General features: G+C 70.7%; 23 protein-coding genes. 12 read left to right on the top strand and 11 right to left on the bottom strand.

Going from position 1 to position 24,750, the window contains the following annotated elements:
• Positions 1–3: 3 nt before the first annotated feature.
• Both argH and OG293_RS29995 read right to left on the bottom strand, forming a co-directional pair.
• Positions 4–1,431: an argininosuccinate lyase gene (argH, locus tag OG293_RS30000; RefSeq protein WP_406001908.1), complete on the bottom strand. Its 1,428-nt coding sequence runs from the start codon at positions 1,429–1,431 to the stop codon at positions 4–6.
• Positions 1,432–1,578: 147 nt separating this feature from the next.
• Complete coding sequence (locus OG293_RS29995) at positions 1,579–2,772, bottom strand: argininosuccinate synthase (RefSeq protein WP_406001907.1); 1,194 nt, start codon at positions 2,770–2,772, stop codon at positions 1,579–1,581.
• Positions 2,773–2,940: 168 nt separating this feature from the next.
• Here OG293_RS29995 and OG293_RS29990 point away from each other — a divergent pair, with 168 nt between their 5' ends.
• The 5 genes from OG293_RS29990 (at position 2,941) to OG293_RS29970 (ending at position 7,587) form a co-directional block, all read left to right on the top strand.
• Positions 2,941–3,528: a pyridoxamine 5'-phosphate oxidase family protein gene (locus OG293_RS29990; RefSeq protein WP_406001906.1), complete on the top strand. Its 588-nt coding sequence runs from the start codon at positions 2,941–2,943 to the stop codon at positions 3,526–3,528.
• Between the two features lie 203 nt (positions 3,529–3,731).
• Positions 3,732–4,439 (top strand): L,D-transpeptidase, encoded by a 708-nt coding sequence (locus OG293_RS29985; protein ID WP_406001905.1) that lies wholly within the window; start codon positions 3,732–3,734, stop codon positions 4,437–4,439.
• A 111-nt stretch (positions 4,440–4,550) separates the two neighbouring features.
• Complete coding sequence (locus OG293_RS29980; RefSeq protein WP_406003754.1) at positions 4,551–5,918, top strand: ferric reductase-like transmembrane domain-containing protein; 1,368 nt, start codon at positions 4,551–4,553, stop codon at positions 5,916–5,918.
• A gap of 8 nt (positions 5,919–5,926) precedes the next feature.
• On the top strand, positions 5,927–6,814 hold the full coding sequence (locus tag OG293_RS29975; RefSeq protein ID WP_406001904.1) for an FMN-binding protein: 888 nt from the start codon (positions 5,927–5,929) through the stop codon (positions 6,812–6,814).
• Positions 6,814–7,587, top strand: coding sequence for an FAD:protein FMN transferase (locus OG293_RS29970; protein ID WP_406001903.1), 774 nt, complete (start codon positions 6,814–6,816; stop codon positions 7,585–7,587). The genes OG293_RS29975 and OG293_RS29970 overlap by 1 nt, the downstream gene beginning before the upstream one ends.
• Before the next feature lie 73 nt (positions 7,588–7,660).
• Here the strand turns inward: OG293_RS29970 and OG293_RS29965 are convergent, their stop codons facing one another.
• The 5 genes from OG293_RS29965 to argC are packed head-to-tail and all read right to left on the bottom strand — an operon-like array spanning position 7,661 to position 12,507.
• Positions 7,661–8,197 (bottom strand): arginine repressor, encoded by a 537-nt coding sequence (locus tag OG293_RS29965; RefSeq protein ID WP_406001902.1) that lies wholly within the window; start codon positions 8,195–8,197, stop codon positions 7,661–7,663.
• Positions 8,198–8,204: 7 nt separating this feature from the next.
• Positions 8,205–9,401: an acetylornithine transaminase gene (locus OG293_RS29960; protein WP_406001901.1), complete on the bottom strand. Its 1,197-nt coding sequence runs from the start codon at positions 9,399–9,401 to the stop codon at positions 8,205–8,207.
• Positions 9,398–10,297 carry an acetylglutamate kinase gene (gene argB / locus OG293_RS29955; RefSeq protein ID WP_406001900.1) on the bottom strand — a complete coding sequence of 300 codons (900 nt, stop codon included), beginning with the start codon at positions 10,295–10,297 and terminating at the stop codon, positions 9,398–9,400. The genes OG293_RS29960 and argB overlap by 4 nt, the downstream gene beginning before the upstream one ends.
• Before the next feature lie 6 nt (positions 10,298–10,303).
• Positions 10,304–11,482, bottom strand: coding sequence for a bifunctional glutamate N-acetyltransferase/amino-acid acetyltransferase ArgJ (gene argJ / locus OG293_RS29950; protein ID WP_406001899.1), 1,179 nt, complete (start codon positions 11,480–11,482; stop codon positions 10,304–10,306).
• Positions 11,479–12,507, bottom strand: a complete 1,029-nt coding sequence (argC, locus tag OG293_RS29945; protein WP_406001898.1) for an N-acetyl-gamma-glutamyl-phosphate reductase — start codon at positions 12,505–12,507, stop codon at positions 11,479–11,481. The genes argJ and argC overlap by 4 nt, the downstream gene beginning before the upstream one ends.
• A 232-nt stretch (positions 12,508–12,739) precedes the next feature.
• Here argC and OG293_RS29940 point away from each other — a divergent pair, with 232 nt between their 5' ends.
• Positions 12,740–13,480, top strand: a complete 741-nt coding sequence (locus tag OG293_RS29940; RefSeq protein WP_406001897.1) for a VOC family protein — start codon at positions 12,740–12,742, stop codon at positions 13,478–13,480.
• A 163-nt stretch (positions 13,481–13,643) separates the two neighbouring features.
• Positions 13,644–14,855, top strand: coding sequence for a hypothetical protein (locus tag OG293_RS29935; protein WP_406001896.1), 1,212 nt, complete (start codon positions 13,644–13,646; stop codon positions 14,853–14,855).
• 194 nt (positions 14,856–15,049) lie between these two features.
• Here the strand turns inward: OG293_RS29935 and OG293_RS29930 are convergent, their stop codons facing one another.
• Positions 15,050–16,465 carry an MFS transporter gene (locus OG293_RS29930; RefSeq protein ID WP_406001895.1) on the bottom strand — a complete coding sequence of 472 codons (1,416 nt, stop codon included), beginning with the start codon at positions 16,463–16,465 and terminating at the stop codon, positions 15,050–15,052.
• A 464-nt stretch (positions 16,466–16,929) separates the two neighbouring features.
• On the opposite strand from OG293_RS29930, the gene OG293_RS29925 reads away from it, so the two are divergent.
• Positions 16,930–17,772 carry a class I SAM-dependent methyltransferase gene (locus OG293_RS29925; protein ID WP_406001894.1) on the top strand — a complete coding sequence of 281 codons (843 nt, stop codon included), beginning with the start codon at positions 16,930–16,932 and terminating at the stop codon, positions 17,770–17,772.
• Positions 17,773–17,980: 208 nt separating this feature from the next.
• Here OG293_RS29925 and OG293_RS29920 read toward each other — a convergent pair whose 3' ends face one another.
• Positions 17,981–18,397 (bottom strand): DUF5997 family protein, encoded by a 417-nt coding sequence (locus OG293_RS29920; protein WP_406001893.1) that lies wholly within the window; start codon positions 18,395–18,397, stop codon positions 17,981–17,983.
• A 58-nt stretch (positions 18,398–18,455) separates the two neighbouring features.
• On the opposite strand from OG293_RS29920, the gene OG293_RS29915 reads away from it, so the two are divergent.
• Positions 18,456–19,250 carry a LysR family substrate-binding domain-containing protein gene (locus tag OG293_RS29915; protein WP_406001892.1) on the top strand — a complete coding sequence of 265 codons (795 nt, stop codon included), beginning with the start codon at positions 18,456–18,458 and terminating at the stop codon, positions 19,248–19,250.
• 293 nt (positions 19,251–19,543) lie between these two features.
• Here the strand turns inward: OG293_RS29915 and OG293_RS29910 are convergent, their stop codons facing one another.
• Entirely contained in the window at positions 19,544–21,763 is a 2,220-nt protein-coding gene (locus OG293_RS29910; protein WP_406001891.1) for an NADP-dependent isocitrate dehydrogenase, read from the bottom strand.
• A gap of 243 nt (positions 21,764–22,006) precedes the next feature.
• Between OG293_RS29910 and OG293_RS29905 the strand changes: the two genes are divergently transcribed.
• From OG293_RS29905 to OG293_RS29895, 3 genes are read left to right on the top strand one after another with little or no spacing between them, the layout of a single operon-like run.
• Positions 22,007–22,360, top strand: coding sequence for a YciI family protein (locus OG293_RS29905; RefSeq protein ID WP_406001890.1), 354 nt, complete (start codon positions 22,007–22,009; stop codon positions 22,358–22,360).
• Positions 22,361–22,368: 8 nt separating this feature from the next.
• A complete protein-coding gene (locus tag OG293_RS29900; protein ID WP_406001889.1) occupies positions 22,369–23,589 on the top strand; it encodes an RNA polymerase sigma factor in 1,221 nt (406 codons plus the stop codon).
• A 14-nt stretch (positions 23,590–23,603) separates the two neighbouring features.
• Complete coding sequence (locus tag OG293_RS29895; RefSeq protein WP_406001888.1) at positions 23,604–24,020, top strand: PPOX class F420-dependent oxidoreductase; 417 nt, start codon at positions 23,604–23,606, stop codon at positions 24,018–24,020.
• A 62-nt stretch (positions 24,021–24,082) separates the two neighbouring features.
• Here OG293_RS29895 and OG293_RS29890 read toward each other — a convergent pair whose 3' ends face one another.
• A complete protein-coding gene (locus tag OG293_RS29890) occupies positions 24,083–24,658 on the bottom strand; it encodes a histidine phosphatase family protein (protein ID WP_406001887.1) in 576 nt (191 codons plus the stop codon).
• Between the last annotated feature and the right edge of the window lie 92 nt (positions 24,659–24,750).

The following is a 24,750-nucleotide window of genomic DNA, read 5'->3' as shown; positions in this document are numbered from 1 at the left end:
GGCCTACCGCTTCGCGGAAGCCCACTCGTGCTGGACAGCCAAGTCCGCCTTGACCTCGGCCAGTTGGACCGCCACGGCCGAAGGAGCCGTACCACCACGGCCGTTGCGCGAGGCAAGCGCCCCGGGGACGTTCAGCACCGTCCGCACCTCGGGGGTCAGGTGTTCCGAGATCTTCGCGAACTGCGCGTCCGTGAGCTGGTCGAGCTCGATGCCCTGCCGCTCGCACTCCTTCACGCACTCGCCGGCCACCTCGTGCGCCACCCGGAACGGCACGCCCTGCTTCACCAGCCATTCCGCGATGTCCGTCGCGAGCGAGAATCCCGCCGGGGCGAGCTCCTCCATCCGCTCGCGGTTGACGGTGAGCGTCGCCATCATGCCGGTGAAGGCGGGCAGCAGGACCTCCAGCTGGTCGCAGGAGTCGAAGACCGGCTCCTTGTCCTCCTGGAGATCGCGGTTGTACGCGAGGGGCAGGGCCTTCAGCGTGGCCATCAGACCCGTCAGATTGCCGATCAGCCGGCCGGACTTGCCACGCGCCAGCTCGGCGATGTCCGGGTTCTTCTTCTGCGGCATGATCGACGAGCCGGTCGAGAACGCGTCGTGCAATGTCACGAAGGAGAACTCCTTCGTGTTCCAGATGATGATCTCTTCCGCGATCCGCGAGAGGTTCACACCGGTCATCGCCGTGATGAACGCGAACTCCGCGACGAAGTCGCGCGATGCCGTGCCGTCGATGGAATTGCCCGCCGAGCCGTGCTCGAAGCCCAGGTCCGCGGCGACGGCCTCAGGGTCGAGGCCGAGCGAGGACCCGGCGAGCGCGCCCGAGCCGTAGGGGGACACGGCCGTGCGCGCGTCCCACTGGCGCAGCCGCTCCGCGTCCCTCGACAGGGACTGGACATGGGCGAGGACATGGTGCGCGAAGAGCACCGGCTGGGCGTGCTGGAGGTGCGTACGGCCCGGCATGGCGACATCGGCGTGGGCCTCGGCCAGAGCGACCAGCGCGTCCTGGAGCTCGGCGATGAGGCCGCCGATGATCCGGGCGTGGTCCCGCAAATACATGCGGAAGAGGGTCGCGACCTGGTCGTTCCGCGAGCGGCCCGCCCGCAGCTTGCCACCGAGGTCGGGGCCGAGCCGCTCCAGCAGACCGCGCTCCAGAGCGGTGTGCACGTCCTCGTCGGCGATCGTGCCCACGAAGGAGCCGTCGGCCACATCCGCTTCGAGCCGGTCGAGGCCCTCGAGCATGCGCGTCAGCTCGTCGTCGGTGAGCAGGCCCGCCTTGTGGAGTACGCGCGCGTGCGCCCGGGAGCCGGCGATGTCGTACGGCGCGAGGCGCCAGTCGAAGTGCACCGACGCCGACAGCCTGGCCAGCGCCTCGGCGGGACCGTCGGCGAAACGGCCGCCCCAGAGCCGTACGTCACCGTTGTTGCTGCTCACAGCTGAAGCTCCTCAGGATGTGGATGTGCGACCGCCTCCCCTCCCCCCGGGCCCCTGGCGGGACCCCCGCGGAGGAACGGGGAGGCGGCTGTCGTACCTATGAGATCAGGCCCGGGAGATCAGGCCCGGGAAGTCAGGCCCGGGAAGTCAGGCGAGGTCCCGCTTAGCCGCGATCTTCGAGGCGAGGCCGAAGATCTCGATGAAGCCCTGCGCCTTCGACTGGTCGAACGTGTCGCCGGAGTCGTATGTCGCCAGGTTGAAGTCGTACAGCGACTCGCTGGACCTGCGCCCGGTGACGACGGCGCGACCGCCGTGCAGGGTCATCCGGATGTCGCCGGTGACGTGCTGGTTGGCCTCGTCGATGAAGCCGTCCAGGGCCCGCTTGAGCGGGGAGAACCACAGACCGTCGTAGACGAGCTCGCCCCAGCGCTGCTCGACCTGCCGCTTGTACCGCGCCAGCTCACGCTCGACCGTGACGTTCTCCAGCTCCTGGTGGGCGGTGATCAGCGCGATGGCGCCGGGTGCCTCGTACACCTCACGCGACTTGATGCCCACCAGCCGGTCCTCGACCATGTCGATCCGGCCGATGCCGTGGGCCCCGGCCCGCTCGTTGAGCTGCTGGATCGCCTGGAGGACGGAGACGGGCCTGCCGTCGATGGCGACCGGGACGCCCTCCTTGAAGGAGATGACGACCTCGTCGGCCTCCTGCGGCAGGGCCGGGTTCGAGGTGTACTCGTAGATGTCCTCGATCGGCGCGTTCCAGATGTCCTCGAGGAAGCCGGTCTCGACGGCCCGGCCGAAGACGTTCTGGTCGATGGAGTACGGCGACTTCTTGGTGGTCGCGATCGGGAGCTGCTTCTCCTCGCAGAAGGCGATCGCCTTGTCCCGGGTCATGGCGTAGTCACGGACCGGGGCGATGCACTTCAGGTCGGGACCGAGCGCGGAGATTCCGGCCTCGAACCGCACCTGGTCGTTGCCCTTGCCGGTGCAGCCGTGGGCCACGATGCCGGCGTTGTGCTTCTTGGCAGCGGCGACGAGATGCTTGACGATCGTCGGCCGGGAGAGGGCGGAGACGAGCGGGTAGCGGTCCATGTAGAGGGCGTTGGCCTTGATCGCCGGGAGGCAGTACTCGTCGGCGAACTCGTCCTTCGCGTCCGCGACCTCGGCCTCGACGGCACCGCAGGCGAGCGCGCGCTTGCGGATGACGTCCAGGTCCTCGCCGCCCTGGCCGACGTCCACGGCAACGGCGATGACCTCGGCGCCCGTCTCCTCGGCGATCCAGCCGATGGCGACGGAGGTGTCCAGACCGCCCGAGTAGGCGAGTACGACGCGCTCGGTCACGGGTTTCTCCTTACGATGCATTCGGTGATGAGTATAACTATGCAGACCTCCGTATGTTCTGTCAATGCGGTCCGCGCCCGGGAAACGGCGCACAAGGCGGCCCGGCGCCCGTATCGGGGCCCGAGACGGCCTCATCGCAGGCTCGGAGCGGGGCGGATAATCACCCGCATGGGACAGCGCTACGAACGAATAGAAGGCCGGATCCGCAGCTTCATCGACCAGCAGCCCGTGTTCTTCACCGCCACGGCCCCCCTCACCGGGGACGGGCACGTCAACCTCTCGCCCAAGGGCCGCAGCGGGACCCTCGTCGTGATCGACGGGCTGACCCTCGCCTATCTCGACTTCGGCGGCAGCGGCGCCGAGACCATCGCTCATCTGCGCGAGGAGGGAAACGGACGCATCACCCTGATGTGGTGCGCCTTCTCCGGACCGCCCAAGGTGCTGCGGGTGCACGGCAGCGGCGAGGCGGTCTTCCGGGACGACCCGCGCTGGGCGGAGTTGATCACCCACTTCAAGGAGGCCGACGGGCCGGGCGCCCGGGCGATCATCGTGGTCCACGCCCGCCGGATCAGTGACGCCTGCGGTTTCGCCGTGCCGTTCTTGGAGTACCAGGAGGAGCGCACCCAGCACGCGGAGCACTTCGGCCGGAAGTCGGACGAGGAGTTCGCCGCGTACTGCGAGAAGAAGGATCACGTCGGGGTGAGCCTGGACGGGCTGCCCGCGCTGCCGCTGCCCCTGCCGGCACGTACGGACTGAGGCCCGCCCCGGCCGGCCCATGGTGACGTCGGCACACCCGGCCGGTCACGCGTCGCCACGCCAGGCCGGGTCCAAGCTTCGGCGCACCGGGCCGGATCCGAGCTTCGGCGCACCAGGCCGCGCGCCGTGCGCACGCGACGCAGGAGCACGTCCGGCTCAGTCCGGGCAGCGCGGCACCCACGGGCCGCGTACGGTCGTGAACCATGCGCCCCGGACTCGCACTTGGCTCCGTACTCCTCCTCCTCGCCGCCGGCACCGTCGCGGCCGTCCCCGGCCGCGCGGCCCCGCTCCCCGAGCGGATGGCCGACACCGGCGGCGGCTCCCAGCTGATCACCGCCGAGGCACCGAAGACCGGCTCCACCACGGGGACGGTCACCTGGTGGCAGCGCCGACGCGGCGGCCGGTGGGCGGCCGTGGGCTCCACCGCCGCCCGCTTCGGCGCGAAGGGACTGGCCGAGGGGTCCGAGCGCAAGCAGAACACGTCCACCACACCGACCGGGCTGTACCGCCTGCCGTACGCCTTCGGGGTCGAGCCCGCTCCCCGTGGGACCGGCTACTCCTATCGCCGGGTCACCAAGAACTCCTGGTGGTGTCAGGACAACAACGCGCGCGCCTACAACCGCTGGGTGGAGGGTCTTCCCCGGGACTGCCGGGCCAAGGAGTCCGAGCATCTGGCCGGTTACGCCACCCAGTACGCCCACGCCATGGTCATCGGCTTCAACTACGACCGCCCGGTGCGCGGCCGCGGCGCCGGCATCTTTCTGCACGTCAACGGCAAGGGATCGACGGCCGGTTGTGTGTCGGTGCCGGCCGCCGCGATGACGAGAATCCTGGCCTGGACCGAGCCGTCACGGCGTCCGCACATCGCCATCGGCACGACATCGGGTCGCACGGCCCTCACACGCTACTGACGGGTCCCGCGTCGTCACAGTTTCCACAACCGCCCCTCCTGTTGAACTCCAGCCTCCCCGCATCCGTATCCACATACGCGAACGAGGCACAGCCGAGGAGCAGTCGTGGCGATGTTGCAGAGTGGTCGGGCCGCAAGGCGGCTGACCATGCGGGCGATCCGCCCCCGGCGGGATCCTGCGGTGGCGCTGCTGACCGTCGCCGGGGCCGGGGCGGCGGCGGTGATGTCGCTGTGGTGGCAGAACACGGCAGTGGTCCACATGACGACCTCCGAGTGGCTGATCGGCGCGGGTCGGATCACCGGCCTGCTCGGCGGCTACCTGATCGCGCTGGTGGTCCTGCTGATGGCGCGGGTCCCGGCGCTGGAGCGGCGGGTGGGATCCGACCGGGTGACCCGCTGGCACGCGATGAGCGGCCGTTACGCGATCAGTCTGATCGTCACGCATGTCGTGATGACCGTGTGGGGGTACGCCGTCCAGGCGAAGACCGGCGTCGTGGAGCAGACCGTCACCGTCGTCGTCGACTTCCCCGAGATGGTCAACGCTGCGATCGGCACCGGGATTCTGCTGTTCATCGGCTTCGTCTCGGCCGGGGTGGTCCGCCGCAGGATGCCGTACGAGACGTGGTACTACCTGCACCTGTCCACCTATGTCGCCGTGTATCTGACCTTCTGGCACCAGCTGGCCACCGGCTCCGAGTTCGTGGCGAACCCGACCGTGCGCACCGTCTGGTACGCGCTGTACGGCACGGTCGGCGCGCTGCTGCTCTGGTACCGGGTCCTGGCGCCGGTCCGGCTCAACCTCTGGCACCGGATGCGGGTCGAGTCCACCGTGGACGAGGCTCCGGGTGTGGTCTCCGTACTGATCACCGGGCGGCGGCTGCACCGGCTCGGCGCCGAGGCGGGTCAGTTCTTCCGCTGGCGGTTCCTCACCAAGGGCCTGCGCTGGAGCGCCAATCCGTACTCGCTGTCCGCACCGCCCCGCCCCACGCTGATGCGTATCACCGTCAAGGCGGTCGGCAGGCACAGCACGGCACTGTCCCGGCTGGAGCCGGGGACCCGGATCTGGGCGGAGGGGCCGTACGGAGCCATGACCGCCGGGCGCCGGAGCCGCAACAAGGTGCTGCTGATCGCTGGCGGCGCCGGGATCACCCCGATGCGGGCGCTCTTCGAGACGCTGCCCGGCGGTCCGGGAGACCTGACGCTGCTCTACCGGGCCAGCAAGACCGAGGACCTGGTGCTCTGGGAAGAACTGGAAAAGATCGCGGACCAACGCGACGCACAGCTGATGTACGCGGTGAACGGACCGGACGGGGCCCGGCCCGAAATCACCGCCGAGCGGCTGAAGGATCTTCTGCCCGACATCGAGAAACACGACGTCTACCTCTGCGGGCCGCCCGGTCTGGCCGAGGAGTCGTTCCAGGCACTGCGCGAGGCAGGAGTGCCGTCCCGCCGGATCCACCACGAGTCCTTCGAGATGTGAGGCCGTCCGTGAAAAGGAAGCATCCGCTTCGGCGGATCATGATCGGCGTCGCCGCCACCGCGTCCGGTGTCGTCCTGCTGCTGGCACTGAAGCAGCCGGGCACCACCGTGGTCGAGGCGTCGGCGGGGTCCCAGGTGCCGCCGGCAGGATCGGCGGCCGCGAGCGGGCAGACCGTGCTCGGCGAGGCCGCCGACACGCAGTTCGGCCCGGTCCAGGTCCAGCTCACCCTCAGCGGCGGCAGAATCACCGCGGCACAGGCGGTGAAGGCGCCCGATGCGGACCCCAACAGCCGGAAGATCGCCGCCGACGCGATTCCCAAGCTCAACCAGGCCGCGGTGACGGCGCAGAGCGCTCAGATCGACGCGGTCTCCGGCGCCAGCTACACCAGCCAGGGATACATCAAGTCCCTCCAGAGCGCACTCGACAAGGCGGGAACCGCCGGAGCGCCGGGCTCCGCGGCCGGGGCGCAGCCCGGACAGGGAACGGGCGACGGCCCCGGTTCGGGCCCCGAGGCCGGCTCGGGCGCAGAGGCCGGTTCCGGCGCAGAGACCGGTTCGGGCGCCGAGGCCGGCTCAGGCACCGGTGACGGCACCGGTGGCGGTGGCGGTGGCGGATCGGCCGCGAAAACCGTGCTCGGCGACGTGAGCGACACCCAGTACGGCCCGGTGCAGGTGCGGATCACCGTGAGGGGCGGCAAGATCACCGCGGCCGACGCCGTCAAGACACCCAGCGCCGACCCCAACAGCCGCCAGATCGCGGCCAACGCCGTACCCAAGCTCAACCAGGCCGCGATCACCGCGCAGAGCGCTCAGATCGACGCCGTCTCCGGCGCCAGCTACACCAGCCAGGGATACATCAAGTCCCTCCAGAGCGCACTCGACAAGGCTGGTCTGTGATGCCCGGCCAGGAGCGGCTGCGCCATGTCGAGCACTCCATGGGCACGGTCTTCTCGTTCGACATCCGGATCGCGACCGGCAGCGACCATCCGAGGGTGCGGGCCGGACTCGCCGCCGCCGTGGCCGGTCTGCATCGCGTCGACGAGATCTTCTCGACCTATCGCGAGGACAGCCAGCTCAGCCGGCTCGCCCGGGGTGAACTCTCGCTCGGTGACTGTGTCACCGAGGTCGCCGAGGTGCTCCAGCTCTGCGGGGACGCGGAGCACGAGAGCGACGGCTGGTTCACCGCGCGCCACTCCGGCGAGCTTGACCCGACCGGCCTGGTCAAGGGCTGGGCGGTGGAGTGCGCGGTCCGCATGCTCGCCTCGTCCGGCGCGGAGGCGGTCTGCCTCAACGGAGGCGGCGACATCCAGCTGCACGGCGGCCCCTGGCGGGTGGGCGTGTCCGATCCGCTGCACCCGGGCGAACTGGTCACGGTGATCGAGGCCGCCGAAGGACTCGCCGTCGCCACCTCGGGGCCCGCCGAACGCGGCTGCCACATCGTCGACCCGCACACCCGCAGGCCCCCCGCCGACGGCATCGCGTCGATGACCGTCGTCTGCCCGGGGCTGACGCACGCGGACGCCCGCGCGACGGCGGCGTACGCCATGGGTGAGCGGGCCCGCGACTGGCTGGAGGCGCTGCCCGACACCGAGGGCTTCGCGGTCAACGCCGACGGCAGCACCTGGCGAACCAGCGGATTCGCCCGCCACCTGGCGGCGCTGACCGCCTGACGGCGGTCCGGTCGTACGGGCCCAGCGGTCGTACGGGTCTCAGCTGTCGTACGGGCTCTCCGCGGTCCGGGCCTCAGCGGTCGTTCTGGGCCAGGCGCAGCAGATGGTCGGCGAGCGCCTGGCCGCCGGACGGGTCACGGCTGATGAGCATCAGCGTGTCGTCGCCGGCGATAGTGCCCAGGATGTCGTGCAGTTCGGCCTGGTCGATGGCCGAGGCGAGGAACTGGGCCGCGCCCGGGGGGGTACGCAGCACCACGAGGTTGGCCGAGGCCTCGGCGGAGATCAGCAGCTCACCGGAGAGGCGACGCATGCGCTCCTCCTTCGCCGACTCGCCGAGCGGGGCGTGCGGGGTGCGGAAGCCGCCCTCGCTGGGCACCGCGTAGATCAGCTCGCCGCCCGTGTTGCGGATCTTCACCGCTCCCAGCTCGTCGAGATCGCGGGACAGCGTCGCCTGGGTGACGCTCAGGCCGTTGTCCGCGAGGAGCTTGGCCAGTTGGCTCTGCGAGCGCACCGGCTGCCGGTTGAGGATGTCCACGATCCGGCGGTGGCGGGCCGTACGGGTCTGGGGTACGGCGGGCCCGCCGTGCTCGGTGTCCTGCGCCTCGGTCATCGTCGTCTCATTCTCCGGATCGTCCATCCCCGTCGACTGCGTCGAGAACGCCGGGCAGGGTCCCGAGGAACGCATCCACCTCCGCCTCGCCGATGATCAGTGGCGGCATCAGCCGTACGACATCGGGGGCGGGCGCGTTCACCAGGAAGCCGGCGCTCTGGGCCGCCTGCTGCGCCTGCGGCGCGAGGGGCTCGTTGAGCACGATACCCAGCAGCAGCCCCGCGCCACGGACATGGGACACCAGCGGGTGGCCCAGGGACTCTATTCCGTCGCGCAGTTTCTCGCCGAGCCGCTTGACCTCGTCGAGGGTTCCGTCCGCCGCGAGCGTGTCGAGCACGGCGAGTCCGGCGGCGCAGGCGACGGGGTTCCCGCCGAAGGTGGTGCCGTGCTGACCGGGCTTCAGAAGGCCGGCAGCCTCGCCGAAGGCGAGGGTCGCGCCGATCGGAAGACCGCCGCCCAGGCCCTTGGCCAGCGTGACGAGATCGGGCTCGACGCCCTGGTGGGCCTGGTACTCGAACCAGTGGCCGGTGCGCCCGATGCCCGTCTGGACCTCGTCGAGCACGAGCAGCGTGCCCGTGGCCCGGGTGATCGCACGAGCGGCTTCCAGATAACCCCTCGCAGGGACGACCACGCCGTTCTCGCCCTGGATCGGCTCGATGATCACGAGCGCGGTCTCTTCGGTGACCGCGGCCCGCAGCGCCTCGGCGTCGCCGTACGGAACGTGCGTGACGTCCCCGGGCAGCGGCAGGAACGGCTGCTGCTTGCCCGGCTGTCCGGTCAGCGCGAGCGAGCCCATGGTGCGGCCGTGGAAGCCGCCGTGCGTGGCGACCATGTGCCGACGGCCCGTCAGCCGGCCGATCTTGAAGGCGGCTTCGTTGGCCTCGGCGCCGGAGTTGCAGAAGAAGACACGTCCCGGGCGGCCGGCGAGCTGGATCAGCCGCTCGGCGAGCGCGACGGGCGGCTCGGCGACGAAGAGGTTGGACACATGCCCGAGCGACGCGATCTGGCGGGAGACGGCCTCGACGACTGCGGGGTGGGCATGACCGAGCGCGTTCACCGCGATACCGCCGACGAAGTCGGTGTACCGGACGCCGTCCGCGTCCCACACCGTGGCGCCCTCGCCGCGCACCAACGACAGCTTCGGAGTGCCGTAGTTGTCGGTCATCACGCCCTGCCAGCGCCGCGTGAGTTCCTGGTTGCTCATGATTCCCCCTGTCCGTCGGGCAGCACCATCGTGCCGATGCCCTCGTCGGTGAAGATTTCCAGCAGGATCGAGTGCGGGACCCTGCCGTCGAGCACACGGGCGGTCCGGACCCCGTTGCGTACGGCGAAGAGACAGCCCTCCATCTTCGGAACCATCCCACTGGAGAGGTCGGGCAGCAGCTTCTCCAGCTCGCTCGCGGTGAGCCTGCTGATCACGTCGTCGCTCTCGGGCCAGTCCTCGTAGAGGCCCTCGACATCGGTGAGGACCATGAGCGTCTCGGCGCCCAGCGCGGCGGCGAGCGCCGCCGCCGCGGTGTCGGCGTTGACGTTGTAGACGTGGTGGTCGTCCGCGGAGCGTGCGATGGAGGAGACGACCGGGATGCGACCGTCGTCGAGCAGTGCCTGGATGGCGCCCGTGTCGATCTCGGTGATCTCGCCGACCCGGCCGATGTCGACGAGCTCGCCGTCGATCTGCGGCTGATGCTTGGTCGCCGTGATGGTGTGGGCGTCCTCGCCGGTCATGCCGACGGCGAGCGGACCGTGCTGGTTGAGCAGCCCGACCAGCTCGCGCTGGACCTGGCCGGCGAGCACCATCCGTACGACGTCCATCGCCTCGGGGGTGGTGACCCTCAGGCCCGCCTTGAACTCGCTGACCAGGCCGTGCCGGTCGAGCTGCGCGTTGATCTGCGGGCCACCGCCGTGCACGACGACCGGCTTGATTCCGGCCTGGCGCAGAAAGACGACGTCCTGGGCGAAGGCGGCCTTCAGATCCTCGTCGATCATGGCGTTGCCGCCGAACTTGATCACGACGGTCCTGCCGTTGTGCCGGGTCAGCCAGGGCAGCGCCTCGATGAGGATCTGGGCCTTGGGCAGTGCGGTGTGCTTACGGGTGCTCATGAGTCCTCAGGAGGAGTACGCGCTGTTCTCGTGGACGTAGTCGGCGGTGAGGTCGTTGGCCCAGATGACGGCGGACGCGGATCCGGCGGCGAGGTCGGCGGTGATCTTGACCTCGCGGTAGCGCATGTCGACGAGCTCGCGGTCCTCGCCGACGCTGCCGTTCTTGCAGACCCAGATGTCGTTGATGGCGACATTGAGCCGGTCGGGGTCGAACTCCGCCTGGGTGGTGCCGATGGCCGACAGGACGCGGCCCCAGTTGGGGTCCTCGCCGTGGATGGCGCACTTGAGCAGGTTGTTACGGGCGATGGAGCGGCCCACCTCGACGGCGTCGTCCTCACCGGCCGCATTGATCACTTCGATGCGGATGTCCTTGCTGGCACCCTCCGCATCGCCGATGAGCTGGCGTGCGAGGTCGTCACAGACGCCCTTCACGGCCTCGGCGAACTCCTCGTACCGGGGCGTGATCCCGCTCGCTCCGGACGCGAGCAGCAGGACCGTGTCGTTGGTCGACATGCAGCCGTCGGAGTCGATGCGGTCGAAGGTCTGCCGGGTGGCGTCGCGCAGGGCCTTGTCGAGGGTCGCCGGCTCCAGGTCGGCATCGGTGGTGAGGACGACGAGCATGGTGGCCAGGCCGGGGGCGAGCATGCCCGCGCCCTTGGCCATGCCGCCGACGGTCCAGCCCTCCCCCGCGGCCACAGAGGTCTTGTGGACGGTGTCGGTGGTCTTGATGGCGATGGCGGCCTTCTCGCCGCCGTGCTCGCTCAGCTCGGCGGCAGCCCTGTCGATGCCGGGCAGGAGCTTGTCCATCGGGAGCAGGATGCCGATGAGGCCGGTGGATGCGACAGCGACCTCGCCGGCGCTGTGGGCCTCCGCATCCGCGTGGAGGACGTGGTTCAGGACGTCGGCGACCTTCTCGGCGGTGGCGTGGGTGTCCTGGAAGCCCTTGGGGCCCGTACAGGCGTTGGCGCCGCCGGAGTTGAGAACGACGGCGCCGACTTCACCGCCGCGCAGGACCTGCTCGGACCACAGGACGGGGGCGGCCTTGACACGGTTGGAGGTGAAGACGCCCGCGGCCGCACGGCGGGGACCGTTGTTGACCACGAGGGCCAGGTCCGGGTTGCCGTTCCCCTTGATCCCGGCGGCGATGCCCGCCGCCGTGAACCCCTTCGCTGCCGTGACGCTCACGGTGCCACTCCGATCGTGGAAAGTCCGGTGTCCTCGGGGAGCCCGAGGGCGATGTTCATGCTCTGCACCGCGGCGCCCGCGGTGCCCTTGGTCAGGTTGTCGATGGCGCTGATCGCGATGATGCGGCCCGCGGCCTCGTCATGGGCGACCTGGATCTGCACGGCGTTCGATCCGTACACGGAGGCGGTCGCGGGCCACTGACCCTCGGGGAGGAGATGGACGAACGATTCGTCGGCCAGGGCCTTCTCGTACGCGGCCCGCACGTCCTGTGCCGTCGTGCCCGGCTTCGCCTTGACGCTGCAGGTGGCGAGGATGCCGCGGGCCATGGGCGCGAGGGTGGGCGTGAAGGAGACGGTGACCCGCTCCCCCGCCGCCGCGCTGAGGTTCTGGATCATCTCGGGCGTGTGCCGGTGGCCGCCGCCGACGCCGTACGGGGTCATCGACCCCATCACCTCGCTGCCGAGCAGATGCGTCTTGGGTGCCTTGCCCGCACCGGAGGTTCCGGATGCGGCGGTGATCACGGCCTCGGGCTCGGCGAGAGCGGCGATGTACGCCGGAAACAGCGCGAGCGAGACGGCGGTCGGATAGCAACCGGGCACCGCGATGCGCTTGGACCCCTCCAGCGCGGCGCGGGCGCCTGGCAGTTCGGGGAGGCCGTAGGGCCAGGTCCCGGCGTGCGGCGATCCGTAGAACGCCTCCCAGTCGGCGGCGTCCTTGAGCCGGAAGTCGGCACCCATGTCGACGACGAGCACATCGTCACCGAGCTGCTCGGCGACGGCGGCGGACTGCCCGTGCGGGAGCGCGAGAAAGACGACCTCGTGCCCGGCGAGTACCTCGGCGGTGGTGGCCTCGAGCACCCGGTCGGCGAGCGGCAGCAGGTGGGGCTGCAGTCCGCCGAGCTTCTGGCCTGCGTTGGAATTGCCGGTGAGGGCTCCGATCTCGATCCCGGGGTGTGTCAGGAGGAGCCGCAGCAGTTCCCCGCCCGCGTACCCGCTCGCTCCTGCCACTGCTGCTCGCACCGCCATCGAACCCTCCTTGTCGATGGCATGACTATACGCATCTCTGCACTTTTATGCAATGACGGTCGGTGAGCCGCAGCAGGTTGTGACCTGGCACTTCATCTGGCGAGTGAGCAGTTCACCTGGCGGGGCTGAGCGCTCTACCTGGCGAGCTGAGCATTGCGGCTGGTGAGCGAGTTGATCGCTGTTTGGCGACGGCGCGGATGTCGTTGCAGAACGGGTGCATAGGATCCCCGGCATGGCACTGCGACCTGTTCAGGTGAACATAAAGGCTCTTGATGGCTCGGCGGTCGGCCGCTTCTGGGCGGAGGCGCTCGGCTGGAATGCTTACAGCCCCGGCGTGACCACCTACGTCGGACCCGTCGGCGGCCTGGTCTGGCCGGACCCGGTCGCCGTCTGCGTCGACGTCGTTCCCGTCCCGGAACCCAAGACACCGACAAAGAACCGTGTGCACCTCGATCTCGCCACCACCTCTGCTGCCCATCAGGCGGAGTTGGTCGCGCGCCTCCGGGCTCTCGGTGCGACGCCCGCCCAGGTGGGCCAGGGCGAGGTCCCGTGGACGTGCCTGGCCGACCCGGAGGGCAACGAGTTCTGCGTGCTGGAGCCTCGGGAGATCTACCGGGACACCGGGCCGATCGCCGCGGTGGTGGTCGACTGCGCGGATCCGCGGGCCATGGCCCGGTTCTGGGGTGAGGCGGTGGACTGGACCCTGCATGAAGTGACTGACGATCATGCGGTGTTGCGCTCCGCCAAGGGAGTCGGCCCGTATCTCGAGTTCCTCCGCACGCCCGACGTGAGGACCGTGCCGGACCGCGTCCATCTTGACCTGCTGCCGTACCCCGGTGACGACACAGCAGCAGAGGTGGCCCGGCTGCGGGCCCTCGGCGCCACCGACCTCGACCTCGGCCAGGGCGAGGTCCCGTGGACGTGCCTGGCCGACCCGGAGGGCCACGAGTTCTGCGTCCTCGCCCCGTCCTGACGCGGAGCCTTAACGACACCCCGGCACATGAGCCCTGTGTGCTTATGCGCCATGACCCCGGCCGGGTGACCCGGGCCGGGCGTTGCGATGGCCCCTCAGGGGCGGGCTGGCCATCGAGAAAATGCCTGGTGGCAGAGGTGCGTCTCGGGCAGGCTCGGCATCGATGAGCGACCAATCAACGAGCGACCCGGCCTACGCGTCGGCGGGCTCGCTCAAGGGAATGCTGCAACGAGGCCGGGGGCTGGGTGCGCTGCCGGCGCTGGACGATCCTGCGACATCCGCCGAGCTGGTGTACGACGTCGTCGGGGACGACTGGCGGTGGGACTCGGTGGACGACCGCCACCTCTACCTGGCGCGGCTGATCCAGGAGCTGGGACTCCCGCTGGATCCGCTGGTCGCCCTGCTGGGCGACGACGAGGACGACTGCGAGCGAGCCACACTCACGTTGGAACTACTGGCTGTGTCGGGTTCGGCCGAGGCCCGCGAAGCCCTGCGGGCCTACATCCGCGAGGGCGAGCACTGGGTGGATGTCCTTGAGTCCGTGGCAGGTGTCTGGCCGGTCGAGTGGTGGGACGACCTGGTCGACGTCGCACGGGCCCGGTTGACGGGGGAGGAACCGCTGCTGCGGCGGTCCGAGCCCTGGGTGCGCTGGGGGGCGGGGCCGCTGCCCGTCGCACCCGTTCGCAGGCCACGGATGCACACGGTCGACGTGAGTCCGAGCGGTCGCCTCCTCCTGTGCCTGCTGGCCGACGGTGCAAAGATCAAGGCCCTGGACGCCTTGGCCGGTCGTCCGCCGGAGCCGGCGCTGATTCCCTTGGTGCCCGGCCTCGGGACCGTGGACGGCGAGCGGCCCCTTCCCGGGCTCGCGCGTGCGGTCGAGCGGCTCGGCGCCCTCGCTGTGCCCGAGGCACGCCGATGGGCGGCGGACGAGCGGCCCTGGTTGTCCTGGACAGGCATCCGGGTTCTGGCCGAGTACGGGGAAATCCAGGACGTTCCCGTGCTTGTGGACGAACTCGCGGCTCACGAGAAGACACGCCGGTGGTGCGGCCCCGACCGGCTGGCCGCCGGTCTGTCCCGCTTCGGGCCCGCAGCCGCGGAGGCGGCTCCAGTACTGCGCCGACTGTGGCTGCGCACCCCGCACTCCTACGAACGGCCGGCCTACCTGAAAGCCCTGGCGGCGCTCCCCCCGGCCGGACTCGACCGGGCGTACACCGAGTCGCTGTGGGACTGCGAATCGAACGCCCGATTGCTGGGCATCGCCTCCGCACCCGACGGGCCGCTGGACCGGCAGCGGCTCGTCCGGCTGCGGGACGACCCGATGGAGGAGCCCGACGTCAGGGCCGCCGCCGGGGACCGCCTGTCCACCAGCTCATGAGACCCAGCCGGCGGAAGCCGCGAACCGCCGCGGTGAGCCGGTGTGCGGCGGATACGGCCACATGGCGGTCCGGCCCCCGGGCCTCAGCCAACCGCAACCCTCCATCGCCGACTTCATGGACGGCCCGGACGGCGCGACGACTTCCCGGCACGGCAGAGGTCCCGAACCTCCGGCGTGCCCGCCCTGGCCCGCCGTCATTCAGCCGATGACGGGTGGAGTGCCTTCCGCGGGATGCAGAAGAGTGCAAGTACGGCGGCCGTCAGGTACGCCGCCGCGCCGATGGCCATGCTGGTCCGCAGCCCGGTCGTGAAGCCGGCCGCGGCGGCCAGCAGTGAGCCTCCCAGCGCGACGCCTGCGGCACTGCCGATCTGGCGGGTGGTGTTGAACAGGGCGGAAGCGGTCCCGGAGTACTCGTCCGCAGACGCCGACATCACGGTGGCGGTTGTTCCGGTGAGGGCGAAGGACGTGCCGAAGCCCGCCGCCATCATCGGCGCCACGAGCAGGAGGTAGTCCGGGCTCTGTCCGGCGGCGGCCCAGCCTGCCAGACCCGCCGCTCCCAGGAGCATGCCCGTGACCACAAGGGGGCGGTGTCCGGTACGGCGGGCCAGTCGCCCGGACAGGACCGAGGCGAACATGGTCATCGCCACGGCCGGGAAGAGGGCGAGCCCGGTGCGCAGCGCGGTCAGGCCGCGCTGGTGCTGGAAGTACAGGCTGGCGGTGAAGATCATGCCGTAGAAGGCGAAGTTGAACAGCAGGCCGATGGCCGCTCCGCCGCTCATCGGGCGGGAGCGCAGCAGTCGCAGGGGCAGCACGGGGGTGCGGGCCCGGTGCTCACGCAGGACGAACGCGACGGCTGCCAGCAGACACAAGCCGGCCCCGGTGAGGATCAGTGGATCCGTCCAGCCGCGTCGTCCGGCTTCGTTGAGGACGGCGATGAGCAGGGCCACCATCGCGATCAGCGCGCACTGGGCCGGCCAGTCCACGGGTCGGTCCGGGTGCCGGGCCGAAGCGGGCAGGCGGCGCAGTGTCAGCAGCAGGCAGGCGCACCCCACGGGCAGATTGATGAAGAACACCCAGCGCCAGCCAACGGTGGTGACCAGGAGGCCGCCCAGGAGGGGCCCGGCGGAGGCGGCGATGCCCGCCATGGAGCCCCACAGGCCGAAGGCCCTGGATCGCTCGGCGGGTGAGGGATAGGCCTGTTGGAGGAGGGCGAGGGAGCCGGGCACGATCAGTGCCGCGCCGAGTCCTTCCAACAGCCGGGCGGCCACCAGGGTCCCGGTGCTCGGGGCGAGTCCGCAGCCGAGGGAGGCGGCGGTGAACACCACCACCCCGGTACAGAAGATCCGGCGGTTGCCCAGCCGGTCCCCCAGCGCGCCGCCGGTGAGGAGCAGGCCGGCGAAGATCAGGGTGTAGCCGTCCGTGATCCACTGGATCCCGGTGAGCGAGGCCGACAACTCCCGCCCGACCACCGGGACGGCGACATTGATGACGGTCACATCCAGGATGACCATGAAGTAACCCGCGCAGACCGCAAGAAGCGGGGCCAGGGACCGGCCCGGAGCGGCCGGCCCCTCCGGTCGATCGGCCTGGGGGCTACCGGCGTGCACCATGGCGACACGGTATTCCCGGGACGAACGCCTCCCGCGGCTTGTGCGGTCCTGCGGCGTGCCGAGCCGGCTGCTCGGCCGGAGCCGCTGTCCCTGAGTCGGCCTTGCGCGCGGTGACCAGCACATAGTCGCGGTCCGCGCGGTGACGTCCAGGGATCCCGCCGCATGGCCGTGTTCCCGGGGGCCGCCGCGCGGCCGTGTACCCGGGTCCCGCCGCGTGGCTGTGTACCCGGATCCCGACCGCGACCTCGTGGCCATCGTGTCGGACCTGACCGGTCCGACGGGCGACCTGCACTCCGCGACCGGCCGGTTCGTCGCCTCGGCCGCGCCCGCAGCCACGCCAGGAATGCGCGGAGCACCCCGGCCATAATGGAGGGGTACGCGCCGCAGGCGGTGACCGTCGCCCTACGGGTGGCATCGGGCCGCTCGCGCGATGCCCGCTGAGGCACAGAGGCGGTGACCGACGCATGTGCGCACACGCCCGGCGCGGCGAGCAGCCGCCGGGGCTCTCCACGGCTGCCCGTTACGGCGAGAGCGTGTTCCGGCCCGAGCAGTCCGGCGAGGACGACCGCATCGACCTCGGCGCGGTGACCTACGACGACACGACGATGGCCCGCCTCAGGGACCTGGGGGCCGGGCCGGGCTGGAGCTGTCTCGATGTGGGAGCCGGCACCGGGACCGTCGCCCGGCGGCTGCTGGACGAGGCCGGTGTCGCGTCGGTGCTGGCCGTCGACCGCGACGTACGCTTCCTCACCGCCCATCCCCTGCCCGGGCTCGACGCCCTGGAGGCGGACATCACCGCCCCGGAGTTCGACCCCGGCCGATTCCAGCTGGTCCACGCCCGGTTCGTCCTGATGCACCTGCCCGGACGGCGGCGTCTGATCGCCCGGCTCGGCGAACTCCTGGCTCCCGGTGGGGTGCTGGTCCTCAGCGACGCCGTCGACCTGACCACAGCGAGCGCGCCCACGACGCCGTACACCAGGGTCATGCGGGCCATGTGGCAGGGGCTGCGCGACACCATCGGCACCGATGTCTCCTGGGTTCCGGACTATCCGCGGCTGCTGCGCGCCGCGGGGCTCGCGTCCGTCGCCGCGGAGATCCAGGTGCCGCCTCTGGTTCCCGGCAGCCCCATCAGCCGCTTCTGGGCGGGGACTTGGGACCGGGCGAGGGAGGCGATCGTGGCCACCGGGCTGGTCGACGACGAGACGGTCGACGCGGCGGTCCGTTATCTCGACTCGCCTGACTGCGCCGCGCTCTCACCCGGAATGATCACGGCCTGGGGATGGAGGACCGGGGAGGCCACGCCATGACCAGCAGTGAGTTCGCGACGCAGGACGTCGAGGCGATCATGGCCGGAGCCCCCGGCGCCCGGCGAGCCCCGGCGGGCGCCTCGTAGCCTCCGGCACACGCCCGGCGCCCGCGGGCCCGGGCACGCGCCCAGCGGTACGTGGCCCACACGACCGTCAGACGCGGACCGTCGGACGGGGAACCTTCCGGCGTACCGTCAGGCACAAACCGTCAGCGCGAGCGGTCGGGCCGGTCGCCCCGCTCCGTGTCCTTCTCCCTGTCCCTCTTCTCCTTGATGCGCACCGCTTCCTTGCGGACCTCGGCCTGGGTGGCGCGTTCCTTCTGCAGCCACTCGGGAAGGTCCTTCTTCAGCGCGTCGATCTGCTCGGTGGTGAGGGGTTCGGTGACTCCGCCGCGCGCGAGACCGGCGATGGAGATGCCCAGCTTCGCCGCGACCACCGGCCGGGGGTGCGGGCCGTTGCGTCGCAGTTCCTGCAGCCACTCGGGCGGATCGGTCTGCAGCGTGCTCAGCTCGCTGCGCGAGACGACACCCTCCTGGAACTCGGCGGGGGTGGCCTCGAGGTACACACCCAGTTTCTTCGCCGCGGTCGCGGGCTTCATGGTCTGGGTGGTCTGGTGCGACGTCATGGTGTCAAGAGTATCGAGCGTGTGCGACACCTCCGACCACGACCGGTAACCTGGCGGGGTGACAGGCTCGGAAGCATCCCCTTCGTTCCGGCTGGCGTATGTCCCTGGAGTGACGCCCGGCAAGTGGGTGCGGATCTGGAACGAGCGGCTGCCCGACGTCCCACTGACGCTCCTCGCGGTGTCCGCCGGCGAAGCACCCGACCTGCTGCGGGGCGGCGGTGCCGACGCGGGTCTCCTGCGGTTGCCGATCGACCGGACTGACCTCAGCGCGATTCCCCTCTACACCGAGACGACGGTGGTCGTGGTCCCGAAGGACCACATCGTCGCGGCGGTCGACGAGGTGTCGGCCGGGGATCTGGCCGACGACATCGTGCTGCATCCCCTCGACGACACCCTCGACTGGGAGCACCGGCCGGGACGGCCCGCCCTGGAGCGTCCGGCCACGACGGCGGACGCCATCGAGTTGGTGGCGGCGGGAGTGGGGCTTCTCGTCGTCCCGCAGTCCATCGCACGCCTGCACCACCGAAAGGACCTCACCTACCGGACCGTCTCGGACGCCCCCGAGTCACGCGTCGCGCTGTCGTGGCCGGAGAACGAAACCACGGACCTGGTGGAGGACTTCATCGGGATTGTCCGCGGACGGACCGTCAACAGCACACGTGGCCGCGCCCCGGCACCGGCGCAGTCGAAGGCCAAGCGCCCCGAGGCGGACAGCGCACGGCGGAAGTCCGCGGCCGGCAAGTCGACCGCGGCCGGCACACCGACCCGCAAGAGCCCGCGCAGTGGCTCCGGCGGCCCCAAGGGCGGCAAGGGCAAGAGCGCCAAGGGCGGCAAGCCTCGCCGCCGGTCGTAGCCCCGGCGCCGGCCGGGCGGACCACCCGGAAGCTGTGACGGGCACAGAAGACGGAAGCCGCCGCTGCCCGTGGTACGCCATCGGCGACCGGGCCGCGCGGACGGGTCAGCCGGTCGTGGAGGGAAACGCCCACGGGAGGCGGGGCACACGGGCCCCTTGGCGTGAACACGGAGCCGCCGCGGCGCGGACAGGTGCCGGCCGGGGCGGATCAGGCACGCATCAGGCGGGGCGGAGGGCGATGCCCTCCGCCCCGCCGCTGTCTCAGGCCGTCAGGCCCTCAGATCCTCAGATCCTCAGGCGAGAATTTCGAGCGCCTGGTTGAAGGTCGTCGACGGGCGCATGACCGCCGACGCCTTCGTCACGTCGGGCCGGTAGTAGCCGCCGATGTCGACGGGCGAACCCTGCACGGCGATCAGTTCGCCGACGATCGTCTGCTCCTGCTCCGTGAGCGTCTTGGCAAGGGCGCCGAACGCCTCCGCGAGCTGCGCGTCGTCGGTCTGCTTCGCCAGCTCCTGGGCCCAGTAGAGCGCCACGTAGAAGTGGCTGCCCCGGTTGTCGATGCCGCCGAGGCGACGGGTGGGCGACTTGTCCTCGTTGAGGAACGTGGCGGTCGCACGGTCCAGGGTGTCCGCGAGGATCTGGGCGCGCGCGTTGCCCGTGGTCTGCGCCAGGTGCTCGAAGCTGACCGCCAGCGCGAGGAACTCACCCAGGCTGTCCCAGCGCAGGTAGTTCTCCTTGACCAGCTGCTGGACGTGCTTCGGCGCGGAGCCGCCGGCGCCGGTCTCGAACAGTCCGCCGCCGTTCATGAGCGGGACGACGGAGAGCATCTTCGCGCTCGTACCGAGCTCCAGGATGGGGAAGAGATCGGTCAGGTAGTCGCGCAGCACATTGCCGGTGACCGAGATGGTGTCCTCGCCACGGCGGATCCGCTCCAGGGAGAACGCGGTCGCCTCGACCGGCGACATGATCTCGATCTGCAGGCCCTCGGTGTCGTGGTCGGCGAGGTAGGTCCTGACCTTCCCGATGAGGGTCGCGTCGTGCGCACGGCCCTCGTCGAGCCAGAACACGGCCGGGTTGCCGGTCGCGCGGGCGCGGGTGACGGCGAGCTTGACCCAGTCCTGGATCGGCAGGTCCTTCGTCTGGCACATGCGGAAGATGTCGCCGACGTTCACCGCCTGCTCCAGCACGACGTTGCCGCCGCCGTCGACGACGCGGACGGTGCCCGCGGCGGCGATCTCGAAGGTCTTGTCGTGGCTGCCGTACTCCTCGGCCTTCTGCGCCATCAGGCCCACGTTGGGCACCGAGCCCATCGTCGACGGGTCGAAGGCGCCGTGGGTACGGCAGTCGTCGATGACGACCTGGTACACGCCGGAGTAGCTGCTGTCCGGGAGGACGGCGAGGGTGTCGGCCTCCTGGCCGTCCGGGCCCCACATGTGCCCGGACGTACGGATCATGGCCGGCATCGAGGCGTCGACGATGACATCGCTCGGCACGTGCAGGTTGGTGATGCCGCGGTCGGAGTCGACCATCGCCAGCGCGGGACCGTCGGCGAGCTCGGCTTCGAAGGACGCCTTGATCGCGGCGCCCTCGGGCAGCGCGTCCAGGCCCTTGAGAATGCCGCCGAGACCGTCGTTCGGGCTCAGGCCGGCCGCGGCGAGGGTGGCGCCGTGCTCGGCGAACGTCTTCGGGAAGAAGGCACGCACCACGTGACCGAAGACGATCGGGTCGGAGACCTTCATCATCGTGGCCTTGAGGTGCACCGAGAACAGCACGCCCTCGGCCTTGGCACGGGTGACCTGCGCGCCGAGGAACTCGCGCAGCGCGGCCACGCGCATGACGGACGCGTCGACGACCTCACCCGCGAGCACCGGTACCGAATCGCGCAGGACGGTGGTGGCGCCGTCCTCGCCGGCGAATTCGATACGCAGCGAGCCGGCGTCGGCGATGACCGCCGACTTCTCGGTGGAGCGGAAGTCGTCGGCGCCCATGGTCGCGACGTTCGTCTTCGACTCGGGCGTCCAGGCACCCATGCGGTGCGGGTGCGCCTTGGCGTAGTTCTTGACCGACGCGGGGGCGCGGCGGTCGGAGTTGCCCTCACGCAGGACGGGGTTGACGGCGCTGCCCTTGATCTTGTCGTAGCGCGCGCGGACGTCCTTGTCCTCGTCGGTCTTCGGGTCGTCCGGGTAGTCCGGCAGCGCGTAGCCCTGCTCCTGCAGCTCGGCGACCGCGGCCTTCAGCTGGGGAATCGACGCCGAGACGTTCGGCAGCTTGATGATGTTGGCGCCGGGGGTCCTGGCCAGCTCGCCGAGCTCGGCGAGTGCGTCCTCGATGCGCCGGCCCTCCTCGAGACGCTCGGGGAAACTGGCGATGATCCGTCCCGCGAGAGAGATGTCACGGGTCTCCACACGGACCCCGGCCGTCGATGCATAGGCCTGGATCACCGGCAGGAACGAATACGTCGCCAGGGCCGGCGCCTCGTCGGTGTGCGTATAGATGATGGTCGAGTCAGTCACCGGGTGCTCCGCTCCACGTCACGTCTGCAACATTGCTCGACATCAAGATATCCCGGGTTCGACCCCCGCCGGACAGGGCCCTGCCTTCCGTCCGACGGTTCCCGGCCACGAGGGGAACCGGACGACCACCGCCGCGGAAAATCTTCGCGATCCGGCCGCGTCCGATGTCGATCCGGCGCGGAGCCCTTCGTATAGAGGGTGAGAGGCCGGGACTGCGCCGGCCGGCACACGAGGAGCGACACCATGAAGATGTACCTGGTCAGCATCTACCAGCCCGACGGTCCCCCGCCCGCGCCCGAGATCCTGGATCCGATCATGCGGGACCTCGAAGCCGTGAACGCCGAGCTCAGGGCAGCCGGTGCCTGGGTGTTCTCCGGGGGTCTGCACCCGCCGAGCACGGCCACCGTGCTGCGGCTGAAGGGCGAGGACATGGTCACGACCGACGGCCCCTATCTGGAGGGCAAGGAGCACATCGGCGGGTTCACGGTCATCCAGGCGGAAGATCTCGACGCCGCCCTGGAATGGGGCCGCAAGCTCGCGCGAGCGATCACCCTCCCGATCGAGGTCAGGCCGCTGGAGCACGGAACCGGCGGGTGATGTCAGGCATGCCGGAGGTGCCCGCGGCGGTGGAGCGCGTGTTCCGTGAGGAGTACGGCCGCTCGGTCGCCGTCCTGGTCCGCGTCTTCGGTGACATCGACGTCGCCGAGGAGGCGGTCCAGGACGCGTTCACGGCGGCGGTGCAGCGGTGGCCGTCGACCGGGGTGCCTCCGAGCCCGGCGGGCTGGATCATCACCACGGCCCGCAACCGGGCGATCGACCGCCTGCGCCGGGAGGCGTCCCGCGCTGACCGGCACGCCCAGGCAGCCCTGCTGCACGCCCGTGACGAACCGGCCGAGGAGAGCCCCGTGCGTGACGAACGGCTGCGCCTGATCTTCACCTGCTGCCACCCGGCGCTCGCCCCCGTGTCGCGGGTCGCCCTCACCCTGCGGCTGCTGGGCGGACTCACCACGGCGGAGATCGCAAACGCCTTCCTGGTCGCCGAGCCCGCCATGGCGCAGCGGCTGGTCCGGGCGAAGGGCAAGATCCGGGACGCAGGGATCCCGTATCGGGTCCCGCGCGACGCCGACCTGCCGGACCGCCTGCGGGCCGTGCTCGCCGTGGTCTATCTCATCTTCAACGAGGGGTACACGGCCAGTTCGGGCGAACGGCTGGTCCGCGAGGACCTCTGCGCCGAGGCGATCCGCCTCGGCAGGCTGCTGGCAGGTTTGATGCCCGACGAGCCGGAGGTCAAGGGGCTCCTCGCGCTGATGCTGCTCACCGAGTCGCGCCGGGCGGCCCGCACCACCCCCGGCGGCGATCTCGTGCTGCTGTCCGACCAGGACCGTGAGCTGTGGGACCGCGGCCTCGTCGCCGAGGGCCAGGAACTGGTCCGGCAGTGTCTGAGGCGCGGCCGGCCGGGCCCGTACCAGATCCAGGCGGCGATCAACGCGGTCCACAGCGACGCGCCGATCGCGGCGGCGACGGACTGGCCGCAGGTTCTGCGGCTGTACGACCAGTTGCTCGCCCTCGCCCCGAACCCGGTCGTGGCGCTCAACCGCGCGGTCGTGGTGGCCGAGATCGACGGCCCGGCGGTGGCTCTGGAACTGGTCGACGGCCTCGATCTCGGCACACACCACCTCTTCCATGCGATCCGGGCGGATCTGCTGCGGCGTCTGGGGCGCGAGGAGGAGGCGGTCCGTGCGTACGACGCGGCGATCGAGCGCACCGAGAACGCGGCGGAGCAAGCCTTTCTCCGGCACAAGCGCCAGGCTCTCGGCGGACGTTGAGTAGGCTCGTGATCATGTCCAGCACACTCGGAACGGCCGCCCGCAGACTCATCGACGACCCGAACCCGGCGGTCCTCGCCACCCTCAACGCCGACGGCAGCCCTCAGACGTCGGTCGTCTGGGTGGGCCGGGACGGGGACGATCTGGTCATCTCCTCCCAGGCGTGCCGGCGCAAGGACAGGAACGTCCGGCACGATCCGCGCGTCAGCCTCACCGTGTACGACCGCAACGACCCGCTCCAGTACATCGAGGTGCGCGGTACGGCCACGGTCACCGAGGACATCGGCCGGAAACTCGCCGCCTCACTGGCCGAGGAGTACGAGGGGTCCGGTGCGGGTGAGGAGTATCTGGAGCTGCCGCCGGAGGTCGTGCGCATCGTCATCCGGATCACGTCCGAGCGGGTCACGGGAAGCGCGATCACACAGGCGTAGCCGGGTCCGCGGGCCGTGGGAAGCGCCGTCACGCCGTCACAGCCAGGTCCACGGGCCGCTTTTCAGGCGGCCGTCTCCAGGCGCAGGTTCCAGCGGCCCGCCTGCCCGGCCAGGATGATGGTCGACAACGGACGTACGTCCACATTCCAGTACGACGAGGGCGGCGCATTCAGCGCGTACACCAGAGCGGCCCGCACGACCGAGGGTTCGGCGACGGCGACGATCCTGCCGCCGTCCTCGACGGGCCGCGTGTCCAGCCAGCCCCCTATGCGCCCTATGAACGCGAGCAGCGGCTCACCGCCGTGCGGCGCCGAGCGGGGGTCGGCCAGCCAGGCGTCGACGGCGGCCGGTTCGCGCGCCGTCACCTCGGCGAAGGTGAAGCCGCGCCAGCGCCCCATGTCGCAGTCGCGCAGGGCGGGCTGGGCCATCGGCGCGAAGCCGAGGGCCTGGGCGGTCGCGCGGCTCCGGACGGTCGGCGAGCAGTACCGGAGCTCGGCGGTGTTGAGGGGCACCAGGGCATGCGAGGCGAATTGCACCTCCTGCCACCCCGCCTGGTCGAGAGGCCGGTCGTCGTCGAACCGCTCGGCGAGCAGGGAGGAACAGCGGGCGGCGGCGACCAGCGTGATCCGGACACTCATGGCGAGATCGTGGAGCCGAATCCTCCGCGGGTCAAGAGGTGACCGTGGCGGCCGGCCGCGACGCCTCACGGGGCATCGCGGGGCGAGGGACG

It is taken from the genome of Streptomyces sp. NBC_00829, assembly GCF_045161795.1.
GTDB lineage: Bacteria > Actinomycetota > Actinomycetes > Streptomycetales > Streptomycetaceae > Streptomyces.
Note: the sequence above shows the minus strand (reverse complement) of the source record. Positions and strands in the feature narration are given on the sequence as shown.